At 64.4% G+C, this 17492-nt stretch carries 11 protein-coding genes; 4 read left to right on the forward strand and 7 right to left on the reverse strand.

The genetic code is table 11. The features are described from left to right. Positions 1 to 37: 37 nt before the first annotated feature. The 4 genes from ACPPVV_RS02855 to ACPPVV_RS02870 are packed head-to-tail and all read left to right on the forward strand — an operon-like array spanning position 38 to position 7422. Positions 38 to 1573: an efflux transporter outer membrane subunit gene (locus tag ACPPVV_RS02855; protein ID WP_426701973.1), complete on the forward strand. Its 1536-nt coding sequence runs from the start codon at positions 38 to 40 to the stop codon at positions 1571 to 1573. After that, on the forward strand, positions 1563 to 2744 hold the full coding sequence (locus tag ACPPVV_RS02860) for an efflux RND transporter periplasmic adaptor subunit (protein ID WP_426701974.1): 1182 nt from the start codon (positions 1563 to 1565) through the stop codon (positions 2742 to 2744). Before ACPPVV_RS02855 ends, ACPPVV_RS02860 begins: the two co-directional genes overlap by 11 nt. Further along, positions 2741 to 5860, forward strand: coding sequence for an efflux RND transporter permease subunit (locus tag ACPPVV_RS02865; protein ID WP_426701975.1), 3120 nt, complete (start codon positions 2741 to 2743; stop codon positions 5858 to 5860). Before ACPPVV_RS02860 ends, ACPPVV_RS02865 begins: the two co-directional genes overlap by 4 nt. A gap of 47 nt (positions 5861 to 5907) precedes the next feature. Then, on the forward strand, positions 5908 to 7422 hold the full coding sequence (locus tag ACPPVV_RS02870) for a hypothetical protein (protein WP_426701976.1): 1515 nt from the start codon (positions 5908 to 5910) through the stop codon (positions 7420 to 7422). On the opposite strand, the gene ACPPVV_RS02875 is transcribed toward ACPPVV_RS02870, so the two are convergent. From ACPPVV_RS02875 to ACPPVV_RS02905, 7 genes are all read right to left on the reverse strand, one after another. Then, entirely contained in the window at positions 7412 to 8191 is a 780-nt protein-coding gene (locus ACPPVV_RS02875; RefSeq protein ID WP_426701977.1) for an N-acetylmuramoyl-L-alanine amidase, read from the reverse strand. The two genes, ACPPVV_RS02870 and ACPPVV_RS02875, sit on opposite strands and share 11 nt — an antisense overlap. A gap of 65 nt (positions 8192 to 8256) precedes the next feature. After that, a complete protein-coding gene (locus ACPPVV_RS02880; RefSeq protein WP_426701978.1) occupies positions 8257 to 9309 on the reverse strand; it encodes a serine hydrolase domain-containing protein in 1053 nt (350 codons plus the stop codon). 59 nt (positions 9310 to 9368) lie between these two features. Beyond that, entirely contained in the window at positions 9369 to 10088 is a 720-nt protein-coding gene (locus ACPPVV_RS02885; protein WP_426701979.1) for a M15 family metallopeptidase, read from the reverse strand. Next, positions 10088 to 11653 (reverse strand): serine hydrolase, encoded by a 1566-nt coding sequence (locus ACPPVV_RS02890; protein WP_426701980.1) that lies wholly within the window; start codon positions 11651 to 11653, stop codon positions 10088 to 10090. The genes ACPPVV_RS02885 and ACPPVV_RS02890 overlap by 1 nt, the downstream gene beginning before the upstream one ends. Positions 11654 to 11771: 118 nt before the next feature. Continuing rightward, positions 11772 to 12983, reverse strand: a complete 1212-nt coding sequence (locus ACPPVV_RS02895) for a dipeptidase (protein WP_426701981.1) — start codon at positions 12981 to 12983, stop codon at positions 11772 to 11774. Then, complete coding sequence (lysA, locus tag ACPPVV_RS02900) at positions 12980 to 14314, reverse strand: diaminopimelate decarboxylase (RefSeq protein ID WP_426701982.1); 1335 nt, start codon at positions 14312 to 14314, stop codon at positions 12980 to 12982. Before lysA ends, ACPPVV_RS02895 begins: the two co-directional genes overlap by 4 nt. Positions 14315 to 14402: 88 nt before the next feature. Continuing rightward, complete coding sequence (locus ACPPVV_RS02905) at positions 14403 to 17438, reverse strand: TonB-dependent receptor (RefSeq protein ID WP_426701983.1); 3036 nt, start codon at positions 17436 to 17438, stop codon at positions 14403 to 14405. Positions 17439 to 17492: the final 54 nt, after the last annotated feature.

The following is a 17492-nucleotide window of genomic DNA, read 5'->3' on the forward strand; positions in this document are numbered from 1 at the left end:
CAGACATGCTCAAAACGTGGTTCGGGTGCCTGCCGGAATGATCGCGCTGGATCTGCCGGCTTTGCGCGCGTCGCGCTCACGCAGCCTGCTGCTGGCGGCGGTCATCGCCGCGTTGTCGCTGGCCGGCTGCGCCGTGGGTCCGGACTTCCACAAGCCCGCTGCTCCGGCGGCCGGCAGCCTGGTCGCGAGTCCGCTGCCGACCACGGCCGGTACGGCGAATGTTGCCGGTGGGCAGGCGCAGCACTTCACCACGGGTGGCGACATCTCCGCGCAATGGTGGACGCTGTTTCATTCCGCCGCACTGAATGCATTGATCGAACAGTCGCTGGCCAGCAATCCCGACCTCAAGGCAGCGCAGGCGGCCTTGTCGGTGGCGCGCGAAAATGTGCTGGCGCAGCGCGGCGCACGCTATCCGGGCGTGGCGGCAGGTTTCTCGGCAAGCCGCGAGCAGGATCCGCCCGGCGCACTCGCACCGGTGCCGAGCAACAACGCCTTTCTGTACAACCTGTTCACCCCGCAGGTCAGCGTGTCGTACGTGCCCGATGTGTTCGGCTTGAACCGCCGCACGGTCGAATCGTTGCAAGCGCAGGAGCAGGCAGTCCGCTTCCAGATGATCGCCACGCACATCACGCTGAGCACCAACGTGGTGGCAGCCGCGGTGCAGGAAGCGTCGCTGCAGGCGCAGATCGACGCGACGCACCAGCTCATCGACATCAACGCGCACATGTTGAAGATCATGCGTTACCAGTTGAGCAAGGGGTACGCCGGCCGACTCGATGTCGCCGCGCAGGAATCCCAGCTGGCCCAGGTCACGGCGACGCTGCCGCCGCTGGTCAGCCAGCTGGCCCAGCAACGCAACCTGCTGGCCGCGCTGGTGGGTCGTTTTCCGGGCCAGTCGGCCATCGCGAACTTCGAGCTGTCGAGTCTTCAGCTGCCGCAGGCATTGCCGGTCAGCCTGCCTTCGCAGCTGGTGGCCCAGCGGCCCGACGTGCGCCAGGCGGAAGCCAACATGCACGCCGCCAGTGCGCAGATCGGCGTTGCGATGGCCAATCGGTTGCCGAATATTTCCTTGAGCGCGAACGTCGGCAGCACAGCGTTGGCGATGAACCAGGTGTTCAAGTCCGGCACGGGTTTCTGGAGCCTGGGCGCCGATATCGCCGCACCGATTTTCCAGGGCGGCACGCTGCTGCATCAGGAGCGCGCCGCAAAAGCGGCCTATGTGCAGGCTGCCGAGCAATATCGCAGCACGGTGCTGACCGCCTTTCAGAATGTGGCCGATACCTTGGTGGCGCTACAGCAGGACGCCGAAGGCCTGAAATCGGCCGCCGCCGCTGCCGACGCTGCCAAGGTCACGCTGGATCTGTCCCAGCGCCAGTGGAAGGCTGGCTACGCCAGCTACCTCACCTTGCTCAGCGCCGAGCAGGGTTATCAGCAGGCGCGGATCACCCTGGTGCAGGCGCAGGCCAGCCGCTATGCCGACACTGCAGCGCTGTTCCAGGCGCTGGGCGGCGGCTGGTGGCACCGCGCTGATCTGGGCCAGCCGGAATCAACCAGGGGTGACGATGAAAAGTGAATCAGCTTGCGCGATGCGCGTGGCGAAGCGCGCATTCGCGACGGTGGCTTTGGCGTTGGTGGCGGTCATGTCGCTGACCGGCTGTTCGGGCAGCAAGGACGCCGATGCGCCGCCCGCGTCGGCGACGCCTGCCAACGTGGCACTGACGAAAGATCAGCTGCAGCACATCCACATCTACACCGTGGCGCCGTCCCGTTTCCGGCATAGCGTCGAGGCGAATGGCGTGGTCGACTTCGACAACGACCAGGCAACCAGCGTGCTGGCGCCGTTCTCGGGTCCGGTGACGCGATTGCTGGTTGTCCCCGGCCAGCACGTCAACAAGGGCGATCCGCTGGCGCTGGTGGAGTCGCCCGATTTCGCCGCGGCGATCGGCGCCTATCGCAAGGCACTGGTCACGGCCGGCAACGCCCGTCGGCTGGCCGACATGGACAAGGATCTGGTGCAGCATGACGGCGTGGCCCAGCGCGAAGAGACGCAGGCGCAGACGGATGCGGCCAGCGCCGAGGCCGATCGCGACGCCGCGCTGCAGGCGCTGGTGGCGCTGAATGTCGACGCGAAGACGATCCGTGAGGTGCAGGCGGGTCGTCCGGTCGCCCATGTCGGCGGCACGATCCGGTCGCCGATCAGCGGCACCGTGGTGGACAAGCTGATCACGCCCGGGCAGTTGCTGCAGGCAGGCACCACGCCATGCTTCACCGTGGCCGATTTGTCGCGCGTGTGGGTGATGGCGCAGGTTTCCGCCTCCGATCTCGCGTCGATCAGCGTCGGCGATCCGGCCGAGGTCGAGACCGGCATCGGCGGCGGCATCGGCGGCCTCAAGGGCGCCGTGGACAACATTTCCGCCGTGGTGAATTCCGACACGCGCGCCGTGGTGGCGCGCGTGGCTGTCGAGAATCCGCGCGGAGCGCTGAAGAAGCAGATGTACGTGCGGGTGCGGATCCAGTCGCGTCAGCCGGACAACGGCCTGCTGGTGCCGGTGTCCGCGATCCTGCGCGATGACGAAAACCTGCCCTTCGTGTACGTCACCCAGCATGACGGCAGCTTTGCGCGGCAGCACGTCACGCTCGGCCAGCGCAGCGGCGGGCAGTACGTGATTTCCGATGGCCTCAAGGCCGGTGACCGCATCGTGGTCGATGGCGCCATCTTCGTGCAGTTCATGCAGAACCAATGAGCGACCATCTGCCTCCCATGCCGCCACGCAAGGCGTCGCTGATGAACCGCATCGTCGGCTCGTCGCTGGCGCAGCCGTTGATCGTCATCCTGTTGATCCTGGTGCTGGTCGGGGCGGGCTGGCACGCGCTGCAGCGTTTGCCGGTGGATGCCTATCCCGATCTCTCGCCGCCCAGCGTCGACATCGTGACGCAGTGGCCTGGGCATACGGCCGAGGAAGTGGAGCGGCTGATCACGATACCGGTCGAGCAGGGCATGACCGGTATCCCGAAAACCACCACGTCGCGATCGATCTCGCTGTACGGCTTGTCCGACCTCACCATCAATTTCGCAGGCGGTACGGACAACAACTTCGCGCGCCAGGAAGTGTTCAACCGGCTCGGCGATCTCGACCTGCCGGATGGGGTGAAGCCGTCGGTGTCGCCGCTGTCTTCGCCGTCGGGGCTGATCTACCGCTATGTGCTGCAGAGCTCCGACCGTTCGCCGACCGAGCTGAAGACTTTCGAGGACTGGATCGTCGAGCCGCAGTACCGCACCGTGCCCGGCGTGGCGGACGACTCCGGCTTCGGCGGCGGCAGCATGCAGTACCAGGTGCTGCTCGACCCGGCGAAGATCGCCGGTGTCGGCCTCACCGCACAGCAGGTGCAGGCTGCGCTGGCGGCCAACAACAGCAATGCCGGCGGCGGCTTTTATTCGCAGGGTGGCCAGTTCTATTACGTGCGCGGCATCGGCCGGCTGAGCACGCTGGAGGACATCGGCAACGTGGTGCTGGCGGTGCACGATGGCACGCCGGTGCTGGTCAAGGACGTCGGCCGCGTGGTCACCGGCATCGCGCCGCGGCTGGGCGAGTTCGGTTACGAAAAACAGGACGACGCGGTGGAGGGCGTGATCTCGCTGCGCACCGGCGAGAAGACCCAGGACGTGCTCAAGCGGGTCGAGGCGAAGACGCAGGATCTCAACGCCAACGTGCTGCCGAAAGACGTGAAGATCCATCCGTTCTACGATCGCAGCGACCTGATCGAACTGACCACGCAGATCGTGAAGGAGAACCTGCTGCGCGGCATGCTGCTGGTCGTCGTGGTGCTGATCTTCTTTCTCTACGATTTCCGTGCCGGGCTGATCGTCGCCGTCACCATCCCGCTGGCGCTGTTGTTTGCCTTCATCTGCCTGGACCTGCAGGGCGCCTCGGCCAACCTGCTGTCGATCGGCGCGGTGGATTTCGGCATCCTGGTCGACGCGGCGGTGGTGATGGTGGAAAACATCTACCGCCAGCTGGCCGATCGTGCCGGCACCGAGTTCAGCGTGCGCGAAGTGATCCGCGACGCGGCCGGCGAAGTGGATCGTCCGTTGTTCTACTCCGTCGCGGTGATCGTGGTCAGCTTCCTGCCGATCTACGTGTTGTCCGGACCGTCCGGCACGCTGTTCAAGCCGATGGCCGACACCATGGTGTTCGCCCTGGTCGGCTCGCTGGCGATCACGCTGACGTTGCTGCCGGTGCTGTGCGCGTGGCTGATGCGCAAGGGCGTCAACGAACGGCGTAACGGTATTTTCGAGGCGATCAAGTCGGTTTACACGACCGGCCTGGATGTGTGTCTCGCCCGGCCCTGGCTGACCACCACCGCCTCGGCCGTCTTGCTGGGGCTGTCGCTGCTGCTCATTCCGCGCATCGGCGCCGAATTCATGCCGCATCTGGACGAAGGCGCGCTGTGGGTGCGCGCGACCATGCCGTACACGATCTCGTTCGACGAATCGGCCAAGATCACCCCGAAGATCCGCGACATCCTGCGCACGTTTCCCGAGGTCACCACGGTCGCCTCGGAACTGGGCCGTCCCGACGACGGCACCGACTCGACCGGTTTCTTCAACGTCGAGTTCTACGTGGGGCTGAAGCCGTATTCGCAATGGACCGGCAGCTATCGCACCAAGGCTGCGCTGACCGAGGCGATCAACAAGAAGCTGCAGGCCTTCCCCGGCATCATCTTCAACTACACGCAGCCGGCCGAGGATGCGGTGGACGAAGCCGAGACGGGGTTGAAGAGCGCGCTGGCGGTCAAGGTGTTCGGCTCCGACCTCGCCACGCTGGAACAGAAGGGCAAGGGGATCAAGCGCGTGCTCGAACACGTGCGCGGCATCCACGACGTGACCCTGGTGCAGGAGCTGGGCCAGCCCAGTCTCAGCATCGCCATCAAGCGTGCCGCGATCGCACGCTATGGGCTCAATGTCGACGACATCAACGGCCTGATCCAGACCGCCATCGGCGGCGACGTGGCCACCGAAGTGATCCAGGGCGAGAAGCAGTTCGACCTCGTCGTGCGTCTCGACAAACCGTACCGCGACAACCCCGAGGAAATCGGCAACATCCTGGTGGCCACGCCCGGTGGCCAGCAGATCCCGTTGAAGGAGTTCGCGGATATCCAGGTCACCAACGGCGCCTCCTTCATCTATCGCGAGAACAACTCACGCTACATCGGTGTGCAGTTCTCGGTGGAAGGGCGCGACCTGGCCGGCGCGGTGGAAGATGCCATCGGGCAGGTGAACCGGAAGGTGAAACTGGCACAGGGCTATCACCTGGACTGGGGCGGCGAATACTCCGAATACACCGCGTCGCGCGCGCAGTTGAATGTCATCGTGCCGCTGACCGTGGGGCTGATCTTCCTGTTGCTGTTCACCCTCTACAGCAACTTCAAATTCCCCTTCATCACCGTGCTCGGTGTGGTGTTGTCGGCCCCGATGGGCGGCATCGTGGCGCTTTGGCTCACCGATACGCCGTTCTCGGTGTCCTCCGGCATCGGCTTTCTCGCCCTGTTCGGGGTCTCGGTACAGACCGCCGTGGTTTACATCTCCTACGTCAACGAACTGCGTCGCAACGGCACCACACTTGGCGAGGCGATCCGCGAAGGCGCGATCCTGCGCTTGCGCCCGATCATGATGACCGCACTGGTGGCGGCGCTGGGCTTGCTGCCGGCGGCGCTGGCTACGGGCGTGGGCACGGATACCCAGCGGCCGTTCGCGCTGGTCATCGTCAGCGGACTGTTCACGCGGTTGTTGATCAGCATTTTCCTGATGCCGGCGTTGTATGCGCTGGTGGCACGTCCGGACGATCGACTGGAAGTGTGAGGCCGCTTCCGGCAGGCTAGGGTTTTCCTGGCGAGTGCAAAGGAACGATGACCCGATCGCTGACATGCACCACGTTCGTTGCCGTGTTCTCGATACTGGCGTGCCGTGCCGCCATCGCACGCGAACCCGGCTTGGCCAGCTGGGCCGCTACGCCGCAGGGTCGGCAGCAGGCATGGGGTTTGCTGCAAACCCTCAACGCCGATCTGCTCAGTCACGACAGCGCCACGCTGACGCTCGAACGCTGGTGCGGTGCGCACCACATGGCGTCGCCCGCACGCGTTGTCGCAAACCGGGTGCGCGGCGCAGACAAGCCGCTGCCGCCGGAGCTGCGCGCGCAGCTCGCGATGGGTGCCCACGAGGTGGTGAAATACCGGCGCGTACAACTGGCGTGCGGCGATCACGTATTGTCGGAGGCCGACAACTGGTATCTGCCGGATCGACTGACCCCGGCGATGAACCGTCAGCTCGAAAGCAGCGACGTGCCGTTCGGCAAGGTGGTGCGGTCGCTGCATTTCCGGCGCAAGACGTTGAGTGCCAACCTGCTGTGGTCGCCGTCGAAGGCAACCGACAGCTTGGCCGTTCCTCATTCGCTCCTGCAGCATCGCGCACTACTGTACGACGCAGGCAACCGGCCGTTCAGCGCGTTGATCGAGACCTACACCGATCAGGTGCTGGCGTTTCCCATGACCGTTTCAACGCCGAACGTGACGCTGCAACTGGATGGCGCGGCTGCGATGTACCTGCCCGATCGGGTATCCACGAAATATTCGGAAGTGCGGGTGGCGATCAGTCCCGACGGCAACACCGTGTTGTGGGGCAGCGTGGATCGCCCCAGCGGTCCCGGTGGCTGGGACATCTGGATGGTGCGGCGCCATGGCGCTACGTGGAGTGCGCCACGTCCGGTGACGTTCGACACCACGTCGCACGATTTCGATCCGGCCTTCAGCGCCGATGGCAGGACGCTTTGGTTCTTCTCGAACCGGCCGGGTGGCCAGGGTGGCGACGACATCTGGCAGGTCAGTTTCGACCCGCGCAGCGGCAGATTTGGCGAACCATCCAACCCGGGCGCTGCGATCAACTCCGCCGGCGACGAATGGGCGCCGGCGCCTTCGCCAGACGGCACGCAATTGCTGTTCGCCACCAACGGGCGCGGCGGCCGTGGCCGGCACGACCTGTTCATCAGCACGCAGCGCGGCGGCGCGTGGCAAAACGCGTTGCCGCTGCCGGGCGACGTGAATACCGCGGACGACGAATTCGATGCCACGTTCGTCGACGCCGACCGGGGCCTGGTCTTCTCGCATTCCACCGATGCCGACAACGATCCGGTCGAGCTGTGGTTCGCCGCGCGCGGCGCGGATGGCGGGTACCGTGCGCCGCGGCAGCTGGACGAACGCGTCAATGTCGCCGGCAGTTTCGCGATGGGCCCGGCAATCGATCCGTCACGGCCGAACGTCCTGCTGTTTTCCGGACAGCGGCCGGGAATGAATCGTGGTCGCTCGGATATCTATGCGATCGGCTTCCACCTGGCCGCCGACCTACCTGCGGAAACGATCAGTCGGTAAGCGGCGTTCCGCGTTCGACGATCTGCGACAGGTTGTACAGGATGCGCAGATCCTGCGCGTCCAGTGCATCGCCGCCGATGCCGCGGAAATGGTTGTGGAACGCGCGCACCGCGGCGGGGCGATCCTCCAGCGGATAGCCGACCAGGCCCAACGCCATCCATGGATCGAAGCCGGCGGGCGCATCGACCAGGGTGCCTTGCGGCCACAACCCGAAGCCCGCAGCGGCCAGCTGTGGCCACGGGAACAACGGGCCGGGATCGTCCTTGCGCGACGGCGCGAAATCCTCGTGGCCGACAATCTGCGTGCGCGGGATATGCAGGCGCGTGGTGAGGTCGGTCAGCAGGCGCAAGAGGCTGTCGATCTGCGCCTGTGCGAACGGCGAATGGCCATCGTTGTCCAGCTCGATCCCGATCGAGGCGGAGTTGATGTCGGTAATCGTGCCCCAGTGGCCGCCGCCGCCATGCCATGCGCGCAGTTGATCGGATACCAGCTGGTAGATATGGCCGTCGCTGCCGACCAGGTAATGCGAACTCACCTGGCCACCGCTGTTCCGGGTACGCAACGTATCGAGGCTTTCCTGCACCGAGTGCTGGTCGGTGAAATGCACCACGATCAATACCGGCCGGCGAATGTCGTGGTTGGGCGACGGCACCCACGTCGCCAACGGGTTGCGCGGTGGCGCATGGGCGCAGGCCGCGAGCATGGCGATCAGAATCAGCAAGGCGGCGTGGCGGGCGAATGACAGGCGTGTAACAGGGGGCTGGATCATCGGTGCAACATCCCAACAGTGGTGCGCAGGCGGTGTGAATCGGGTCCGCCTGCAGCGCGGTGTGGTCAGTGGGTGAGGAATGGCTGCGCGATTTTCAGCGCGGTCTGGTATGGCTCCGGTTCGTTGCGGTTGCTCAGCAGGATCACGGTGAGGTGCTGCTTCGGCCAACGCACGATCACATTGCGGAAGCCGATGCTTTCGCCGGAATGCCACAGGGTGTCGCCGGTGATGCGCCAGCCGTAGCCGTAGCTCGCTTCGTACGGTTCGCCGGTGACTTTCACATGCGGGCTGAAGGCGAGTTCGCGCGAAGCGTCGCTCAGCAGGCGGTCGTCGTACAACGCGGCATCCCACTTGGCCAGGTCATCGATCGAGGAGTAGATGCCGCCGTCGCCGCGGGTGGCGCTGGTGACGCTCTGGTCGGTGCGCGTCCAGCTGCCGTTTTCCTCGCTGTAGCCGTAGGCGCGATGATCCACTTCGGGCCCGCCGCGCACGTACATCAGGGTGTGGCTCATGCCCAGTGGCTGAAAGATGTGTTGCTGCAGATAGAGCGGCAGGCTCACGCCGGAAGCCTTCTCCACGACCAGCCCGAGCAGCACGTAACCAGTGTTGCTGTAGCGGTAGGCACTGCCCGGTGCAAAGTAGGTTTTCGAGGTGCCGGATAGCATGCGCAACACATCGTTGTCGTTGACCTGTTCGGTGGTGCCGGGCGGGATCAGGTCCTCGTAGTCGACCAGGCCGCCGGTGTGCGTCAACAGCTGGCGCAGGGTGACCGTCGCGGTCGTTACCGGCAGCGAGGGCAGCCAGCGACGTATGGGATCGTCGAGGTTGAGCCGATGGTGCTCGGCCAGCAGCAGGATCGATGCGGCGGTGAACTGCTTGGTCACCGAGGCGAGCCGGTAGTTGGTCGCCGGCGTGGCGCGATCGTTGTCCTCGAGATTGGCCAGGCCGTAGCCCCGGTGGACGATCGGCTTGCCATCCTTGATCACCAGCAACGAGGCGCCAGGGACATCGCCCGCGTAAGGTTGCATCAGCGCATCGGTCGGATCGACCGGTTTGGTGGCGCTGGCGCATCCACCGAGCAGGGCGGTCAGCACAAGGGTGGCTAGCAGTTTCTTCATGGCTGATCCTCGCCTCTCAGTGATGGTGTCGGCGCTGCCGCGAAGCGGCGCCGTTCAGGTCATTGCACCGGTACGTCGTAGATCGTGTGCGGCGTGGGTTCCGGCGTGAAGGTGTAGTGCCACCATTCCATCTTGTAGTTGCGGAAGCCGCCGCGCTCCATCGCGTCGCGCAGCAGCAGGCGGTTCGCGTGCTGTTGCGCCGTGACGCCGGGCGCATCGGTGTGTGCACGCACGTCGAAGAAATCGAAGTGGGTACCCATGTCCAGCGGCTCGCAACCCGTTCCGTCCGCAGCGCATCGCTCCATGGTGAGGTCGGTCGTGCTGCCGCGGCTGTGGCCCGACACGGTGGCGATATAGCCGTCCAGAAGTTTCGACTTGTCCAGTGCCGGGTAGTGCTGCGGCTTGGTGCGCTGGTCGCCCAGGTCATGCGCCCAGCGCACGAAGTTGGCCACCGCGCGGGCAGGGCGGTAGCAGTCCCACAGCTTCAGGCGCATGTGCTGCGCGCGCAGGTCGTGCTCGACCCGGGTCAGCGCTTCGGCAACCGGACGCAGCAGGAAACATTTGGGTGCGCGGTAGCCATCTACCGGTGCGCCGACAAAGTTGTCGCTGCCGGCATACTTGATGTCCTCGGCAATGTCCGGCACCAGGCTGCGGATGTCGACCAGGTTGGCCGCGGCGGCGGTCTTTGCCGGTGACAGTGTCGTGGGCTGGTCCGCATGGCTGCAGGCGTTCCAGCCGATGAGGGTGAACACTACGATGGTGACGAGTGCGTTGCGCATCAGTGGCATCCTCCTACGCGCTGGAAATCGAGGTCTTCATAGTCGGAACTGAAATCGCCATGCGGATCGAGCTTGGCCATGCGCAGGGTGACCGGTTGCCGGCCCTGGGCAGCGTGGAAATTCAGCCACGCATCCAGTTCGCCATCGTCCCAGTGCACCAGATAACGCGTGCCAAGGCGCATCACCGTACCGACTAGCCCCGGTGACTTGTCGGCCGCGAAACGCACCTGTCCATCGCGCGGGCATAGCGAGATAACGCCGAACCAGGGGTCGCGATAGGTGCCTGTCCAGGTTGCCAGGTCCTTTGCCGTCGCGGGTTGCTGTGCCGAGGTATCCGGCGTCGGCGACTTTTCGGCGTGCTGCTTCGCTGTGTGTTCCAGCGCATCGGCGTACCAGTTCACGTCGCGTGGATCGCCCGGTGCGGTGAAGTGTTTGGTCAACACCTCGCCGAGCACGGTGCGTGCGTCATCCGCCTCGCCGTTGATCATGAACACGAAACCGTTCTTGCGGTCCGGCAGCAGAGAGAGCATCGAATACATGCCGTTGAGCGTGCCGGTGTGCCATACGTTCCACTGACCATCGACGTCGGTCATGCGCCAGCCGTAACCGTAGGCCATGATGTGCGAATGATCCCAGTCGCGCCGCTGTGCCGAGACCGGGATCAGCATGTGCGGTGCCTGCAGGATCTGCCGTTGTGTCGATGACAGCCACGTCAGTTGGGCCGGGGTCGGAACGAGCCAGTTGCGCGCCCAGCTCAGCATGTCGGTGAGATCGCAGCGGATGCCGCCGGCCGGAGCAGAGGTGATCGCGGGAATCACCGCTTCATTCCCGCCTGTCGCCACGTTGTGGCCGTCGACTTGCCGGTGCGGCTGCGCCACATTGCCGACGGTATCGCGGTTCCATGTACCGACCTGGCAGCGGCTGAGGCCGAGCGGGGCGAATACTTCGCGATGCATCAAGGTTTCGTAGGGCGCGCCACCCGCGGCCGCGGCGACTTCGCCGGCCACCACGTAGAGCAGGTTGTCGTACTGGTATTGCGAGCGGAAGCTGTAGCCGGGTTTGATGAAGCGCAGGCCATGGATGATGTCGGCGCGGGTGAAGTGGTTCGGTTCCGGCCACAACATCAGGTCGCCGCCGCCTTCGGGCAGGCCGCTGGAATGGGTGAGCAGATCAGCCACGCGCATGTTGGTGGTTACCCACGGGTCGTTCATGCGGAACTGCGGCAGGTACTTCGTCACCGGGTCGTCCCAGCGCAGCTTGCCCTGGTCGACCAGCCGGCCGAGCAGGGCGGTGGTCATCGCCTTGCTGTTGGAGGCGATCTTGAACAGCGTCTCGGGTGTAATTTTATGGCCCGAGCCGGCAACGGTTTCGCCAGCGGTGCGAACGTAGACAACTTGCCCATTCTCGATCACGCCGACGGCGATGCCGGGCAGGTGATAGCGGGCGATGGTGGCGTCGACGATCTTGTCGTAGGCGGGGTCGTTGGTTTGGGCGGTGACGAGTGGGGAGACGAGCAGAAGCAGGGCAAGAGCACCCCACCGCAGCCCTCCCCTGCGTTGCCCCACAGGGACTTCCTTCGGTCGCCGGGGAGGGCGCAGTTCTTCGGATCGATGCTGCATCTTGCTGCGCTTCTGGCTCCTCCCCCTGCATTGCAGGGGAGGGAGCAGTCCAGCCTGGTGTTGCTCAGTGCTGCGCATGGCGCTCGACCTCACCCCACACGCGCAGCAGGTTGCCGCCCCACAGCTTGGCGATGTCGGCGTCGCTGAAACCGCTCTTGCGCAGGGCCGCGGTGACGTTGCGGGTTTCGCTGGCGTCCTTCCAGCCGGTGATGCCGCCACCGCCGTCGAAGTCGGAGGCGATGCCGACATGGTCGATGCCGGCGATTTTCACCATGTGCCGGATCTGCTTCACGTAGTCATCCAGGGTGGCCAGCGGATAGTTCTTCTGGATCTCGGCCATGCCCGCTTCCATCTCGGGGCGGTAGTCGTCGCTGTCGCTGTCGTATTCCTTTTCGCCGGCCTGTTTGGCGATGGCGTCCTGCAGTTTCTTTTCCGCGGCCTCGCGGCCTGGATCGTTCTTGAGGAATTCCTTGTAGGCAACGGCATCGATCACGCCGCCCTTGGCGGCGATCGCGCGTAGCAGGTCGTCGGGCAGGTTGCGCGGATGATCCAGCACGGCGCGCGCGCCGGAGTGCGAGGCGATGATCGGCGTACTGGAGACCTTCAGCGCATCGCGCACGCAATGGTCCGAGGCATGGGAGATGTCGACCATCATGCCGAGCTGGTTGGCGCGATGCACCACGGCGCGGCCGAAGTCGCTGATGCCCTTGTCGCCCGCGCTGTTCATCGCTGGCTCGCCGTGCTTGGTGTCGGGCAACGAGCTGGTGCACAGGTCGTTGTTGCCGACGTGGACCAGGCCGACCGAGCGCGCGCCGCGATCGAACGCGGCATCGAGGCGGTGGATGTCGTGGCCGAGCGAATAGGCGTTCTCGATCTCGATCGTCGCCGAAAGCAGGCCGGCCTTGTGATTGGCGACCAGCTGTTCGGGTGTGGTGGCCAGGCGGATGCGATCGGGGTACATCATCAGCATGCGGCCGATGCCATCGTATTTCTGACTGGCCTGCTTCACGGCCTTGGCGTAACCGGCGGCGTCCAGCGCATGCTGCGGCACCCAGATCACGAAGAACGCCGCATTGAGCCCGCCGCGCTCCATCTTGCCCAGGTCGACCAGCAAGCGCGTGTTGCCGCCCACGTCGAAACGTGGCTCGCCCATGTAATTGAAGGGAATGTCGACATGGGTATCGATGGTGACCGGCGGATCCGTTTCGGCATGCGCGGGGAGGGCGCCGAACAGGGTCAGCGTGGCGAGCGTGGCGATGCGGACGATCGTGTTCATAGCGTTTCCCAGTGGCGTGCCGGCTGTTCGCCGGCAATCATTTCCTCGAAGTGTTGACGGCGGCGCACCACGGCATAACGGCCCTGGTTCAACAGCACCTCGGCCGCCAGCGGTCGCGAGTTGTAGGTGGAAGCCATCGATGCACCGTACGCGCCAGTGGCCTTGATCAGCAACAGGTCGCCGGCCACGCACTCCGGCATTTCACGCTCACGGGCGAACGTATCGCCGGTTTCGCAGACAGGCCCGACGATGTCGTAGCGTGTCATCGGCCGGGATGCGTCCGACACCGGCACGATGTCGTGCCACGCGTCGTAGAGGCTCGGCCGCTGCAGGTCATTCATCGCCGCGTCCAGCACCAGGAACTGGCGTTCGGCACCCTGCTTGATGCGGATGACGCGGGTCAGCAGCACGCCGGCTTCGGCGATCAGGTAGCGACCCGGTTCGAGCAGGATGCGGCCCTGGTAGCCGGCGAGTGCCTCGCGGATCGTGGCGACGTAGTCGACCGCAGCGACGGGATGATCCTCGCCCGCGCGGTAGCACACGCCAAGCCCGCCGCCCACGTCGATGCTGTTGATCGGATGGCCGGCCCGCTCGAGCTCCCGCCAGAACGCAGCCACGCGTTGCAGCGCCAGCCGGAAGGGATCGAGGCTGAGAATTTGCGAGCCGATATGCACGTGCAGGCCGTCGAGCTGCACATGGGTGAGCTGCCGGCGCTCGGCGAACCAGCGGCGTGCCTCGTCGATGCTTACGCCGAATTTGTTCTCCGACTTGCCGGTGGAGATCTTCGCGTGGGTCTGTGCATCGACGTCGGGGTTGATGCGTACCGCGACGCGGGCGGTCATCTGCTGCGCCTTGGCTACCTGTTGCAGGGTATGCAGTTCGTCCAGCGATTCGACGTTGAAGCGCGCGATGCCGACGTTCAACGCACCGGCGATTTCGTCCGCGCTCTTGCCGACGCCGGAGAACACGATGCGCTCGGGCGGCATGCCTGCGTGCAGGCTGCGGCGCAATTCGCCGACCGACACGATGTCGGCGCCGACGCCGGCGCTGGCCATCAGTTGCAGGATGGCGAGGTTGGAATTGGCCTTCACCGCGAAGCAGATCATCGCATCGACACCGGCGAGCGCGGTCTGCAGCTCGTTGATGCGCTGCCGGATCGCCGTCGCGGAATAGGCATGGAAAGGGGTGGCTATGTGTTGCGCCAGCTGTTGCAGGTCGACGCCGTCGAAAGTGCCCTGGGCGGTCGCCGCGAAAGACGAGCCCGTTGGATCGGCATCGTTGTTGTCCCCGGTTTTCATCATCGGCTGTACGGTCATTGGTTTCCACGACATGCCGGTCGCCTGGTGGCTACTGCATCTGTTGGACCGGCGGAAAAAATGGCGACCCACCACGAGGGTGGGCCGCCGACGGGGAGGTACGTCAGAAATCCAGACTGAGGGTGAATTGCGCGAAACGGGGCGCCTGGTAGCTGATGCCATCACCGAAGTACGGGTTGGTGCCGTCGCCGATGGTGGTCTGCAGGTCCTGGTCCACGTTGAGCGTGCGTTGCGAGTTGAGCAGGTTGTACACCGCGAACTTCGCCTTGAGTCGGCCGGTGTCGCCGATCGGTGTCTGCCAGGTGATGCTGGCGCCAAGGTCGTAGCTCCACGGCGTGCGGCCATATTTACCGCGCGGCGAGTTCACGTAGACGCGATCGGCCGAGACATCCGAGGTGCAGTTTTCAACGCAGGTGTAATAGCTGTGGTAGTTGGTGGCATCGAACGGGTTGCCCACGCCAAAGCCGGTGATCGGTGTGCCGGAAAGTACCTGCAGGTCTGCGCCGAGCTGCCAGTGCGGGGTCAGTGCATAAGTGCCACGCAACTTGAACTGGTGGCGGCGATCGTTGGGCAGGTAGCCATCGCCGCCGAAGTTCACGAACGGATCGTCGAAGTTCTCGGTGCGGCCCGTGTCGGAGAAGTTGGTGTCCGAATTGACCGGGCCTTCGGCATTGCCGCGACTCCACGACATCGTGTAGGAGGCATTGAAGGCCCATTTGTCATCCCATGCACGGTCGATCTGAAATTCCACCGCGCTATAGGTGCGCTTCGGCTTCACCCAGCCACGCTGCCCGATGTAGGTCATGATCGGATCACCGTCGGCATCCAGGCCGTCCTGGCGATACATCGCCCAGCCCTCCTTCGACGTATCGACGGTGACGTATCCGTCGGGCGTGCCGTCGCAGTTGGTGTCGCCCCATACCTGGACTTTCGAGCCAGGATTGGCCATCACCCAGCCGATGTAGCCCTTATCACCGCACTGGGCGGTGGCACTGATTTCCATGTCGTCGATCGCGTTGTGCAATCGGCGATAAGTACCGCTGACGCCCCAGGACCATTTGTCGTTGAGCATCTGCTGGAAGCCGAGGATCGCCTCGTCCTGGTAGACCTGATCCATCTTGTGGTCGACCTCGGAGCGCAGGTCGCCGACCGTGCCGTCACCTTGCGAAGTATCCACGCCGCCCAATTGCGGGCCGAGAATCGGCATCGCGTACTGCGAGCCATCGCGGTCGAGGGTCTGCCAGCCGCCGAATGCATAATAGGTGCGCTCGTCGAGCAGGCCGCCGGCCTGCTTGATGTTGATCACATTGGCCACCGGCAGGAAGTAACGCCCCAGGTTGCCGAACAGCTTGGTGTTGCCGTCTCCGGTCATGTCCCACGAAAAGCCCAGGCGCGGGGCGATCATGTTGTCCATCTTGATGTAGCTTTTGCCGTCGCCGCCCTTGTTGTCGAAGCCGTCGCGACGCACGCCGACATTCAGAAGAAAGTTCGGCGTGACCTGCCAGTTGTCTTCCAGGTAATAGGCCGAGTTGGTGGTCTCGAAGCTGCCGGCGATCTCGTAACGCCGTGCCCGCACATAACCGGTGTAGCCGGGCGGGATCACGCCGCCACCGTTGGGGTTCGAAATGGAATCGCCGGGAGATCCCGTGTAGACGTTGTAGTAGATCGCGCCAGGGCCGGGGTAATAGCTGTTGTAGTCGGAAGTGTCCTGTTCGTGATCGAAGCCGAAGCGCAACAGATGGTCGCCCAGGGTCCATTCAAAATCGGCCCGGGCCTGTTTGCGAACGTCATTGCGCTTGCTGACCGAGGTGTTGGTGGTACAGCCCAGACCGACATTGGGCAAGGCGATCTTGCCGTCGTCCACCACGCGGTTGCAGTCCAGGTCGCTGAGGCCGCGGTTGAACGACTCACGGTCATTGCGGCCATACATCAGTTTCATCGACAGGTTGCTGGCGAGGTAGCTGGTCCAGGTGAGGTTCCAGTTCCTGCCGCCGGTGTCGGTGTAGATCTCGTTGGTCTTCTTGCCGATCTGATCGCCGTCATACGTGTAGTCGTAGACGTCACCGACGTTCTTGTCCTTGTCCGAGAACGCCATGAACTCCAGCAGGTTGCTGTCGTTGATGTGCCAGTCCAGCTTGGTGCCCCAGAAGCCGGTGTTGTCGCTGTTGCTGGTGAAGACGTTGCCGGCATCATTGGTATTGCGCGGCGATGCGCCACGCGCTTCGTACATCGCGAAGAAGAACAGCTTGTCCTTGATGATCGGACCGGACGCGTAACCGTTGACCTTCACCAACGAGTCCTGATCCCTCCTGGCGGTGATGTAGCGGGTGCCATCGTCGCGGTAATGATTGTCGGCAACGGAATGCCAGTTGCCCGGTTCCATGGTGATCTCCGTGCCGAACTTGAATTCGTTCGTGCCGGAACGCGTCACCGCGTTGATCACACCGCCGGTGGTGCGGCCGAACTCCACCGAGTAACCGCCGGTCTTTACCTGGAACTCCTGGTAGAACGCGAATGGCGCCGAGGAGAAACCGTTGCGGTTGTAGAAATCGGTGACGTTGAGGCCGTTGATGTAGAACGAGTTCTCCGCCACCGACGAGCCACCGAAGGAAATGCCGCCGAAGCCGGCCACGCCCTTGTTGACGCCCGGTGCCAGTACCGCCACCGACGTGATGTTCTGATCCACCGGGATCCGGCTCAGCTGCTCGCGGGTCACGTTGGTGGCCGATTCGGTCGAGGTGACATCGACACCCGGAAGAATGGTGCCGTTGACGTTGATCGTTTCGAGTGAGGTGGTGTCCGAAGCTGCCGACGAGCCGACGTTGACGGTGGTGGCATTGCCGAGGCTGACCCTGACGTGGACCGGTGTCCCCACCGGCGCGCCGCCGCTGCTGGCCTGCAGGGTGTAATTGCCCACCGGCAGGAACGGGAAGCGGTAGTTGCCTTTCCCGTCGGCGGTGACCGTGCGGGTGAATCCGTTTTCGGCGTTGGACACCGTGACCACCGCACCGGCGGCGGTATGGCCCACGACCGAGCCATCGTTGCTGCCCGCATACGCTGCAGGCACGGCCAGCGATGCAAGGCCAAGCCCCAACGCCATGCAAAGTACGTTCCTGCGCAAAGTTCGACTACTGCCCATTTCCCCATCTCCCCCATCGACATCGTCGATGCCATGTCATGTATTGAAAATTGC

Origin of the sequence: Rhodanobacter sp. Col0626 (genome assembly GCF_049994385.1) — a bacterium.
Lineage (GTDB): Bacteria > Pseudomonadota > Gammaproteobacteria > Xanthomonadales > Rhodanobacteraceae > Rhodanobacter.

What these genes read in the sequence shown, in the direction of transcription:
- ACPPVV_RS02855 (WP_426701973.1), top strand. Translation starts at nt 38, where the DNA reads ATGATCGCGCTGGATCTGCCGGCTTTGCGCGCGTCGCGCTCACGCAGC.
- ACPPVV_RS02860 (WP_426701974.1), top strand. Translation starts at nt 1,563, where the DNA reads ATGAAAAGTGAATCAGCTTGCGCGATGCGCGTGGCGAAGCGCGCATTC.
- ACPPVV_RS02865 (WP_426701975.1), top strand. Translation starts at nt 2,741, where the DNA reads ATGAGCGACCATCTGCCTCCCATGCCGCCACGCAAGGCGTCGCTGATG.
- ACPPVV_RS02870 (WP_426701976.1), top strand. Translation starts at nt 5,908, where the DNA reads ATGACCCGATCGCTGACATGCACCACGTTCGTTGCCGTGTTCTCGATA.
- ACPPVV_RS02875 (WP_426701977.1), bottom strand. Translation starts at nt 8,191, where the DNA reads ATGATCCAGCCCCCTGTTACACGCCTGTCATTCGCCCGCCACGCCGCC.
- ACPPVV_RS02880 (WP_426701978.1), bottom strand. Translation starts at nt 9,309, where the DNA reads ATGAAGAAACTGCTAGCCACCCTTGTGCTGACCGCCCTGCTCGGTGGA.
- ACPPVV_RS02885 (WP_426701979.1), bottom strand. Translation starts at nt 10,088, where the DNA reads ATGCGCAACGCACTCGTCACCATCGTAGTGTTCACCCTCATCGGCTGG.
- ACPPVV_RS02895 (WP_426701981.1), bottom strand. Translation starts at nt 12,983, where the DNA reads ATGAACACGATCGTCCGCATCGCCACGCTCGCCACGCTGACCCTGTTC.
- lysA (WP_426701982.1), bottom strand. Translation starts at nt 14,314, where the DNA reads ATGTCGTGGAAACCAATGACCGTACAGCCGATGATGAAAACCGGGGAC.
- ACPPVV_RS02905 (WP_426701983.1), bottom strand. Translation starts at nt 17,438, where the DNA reads ATGGGCAGTAGTCGAACTTTGCGCAGGAACGTACTTTGCATGGCGTTG.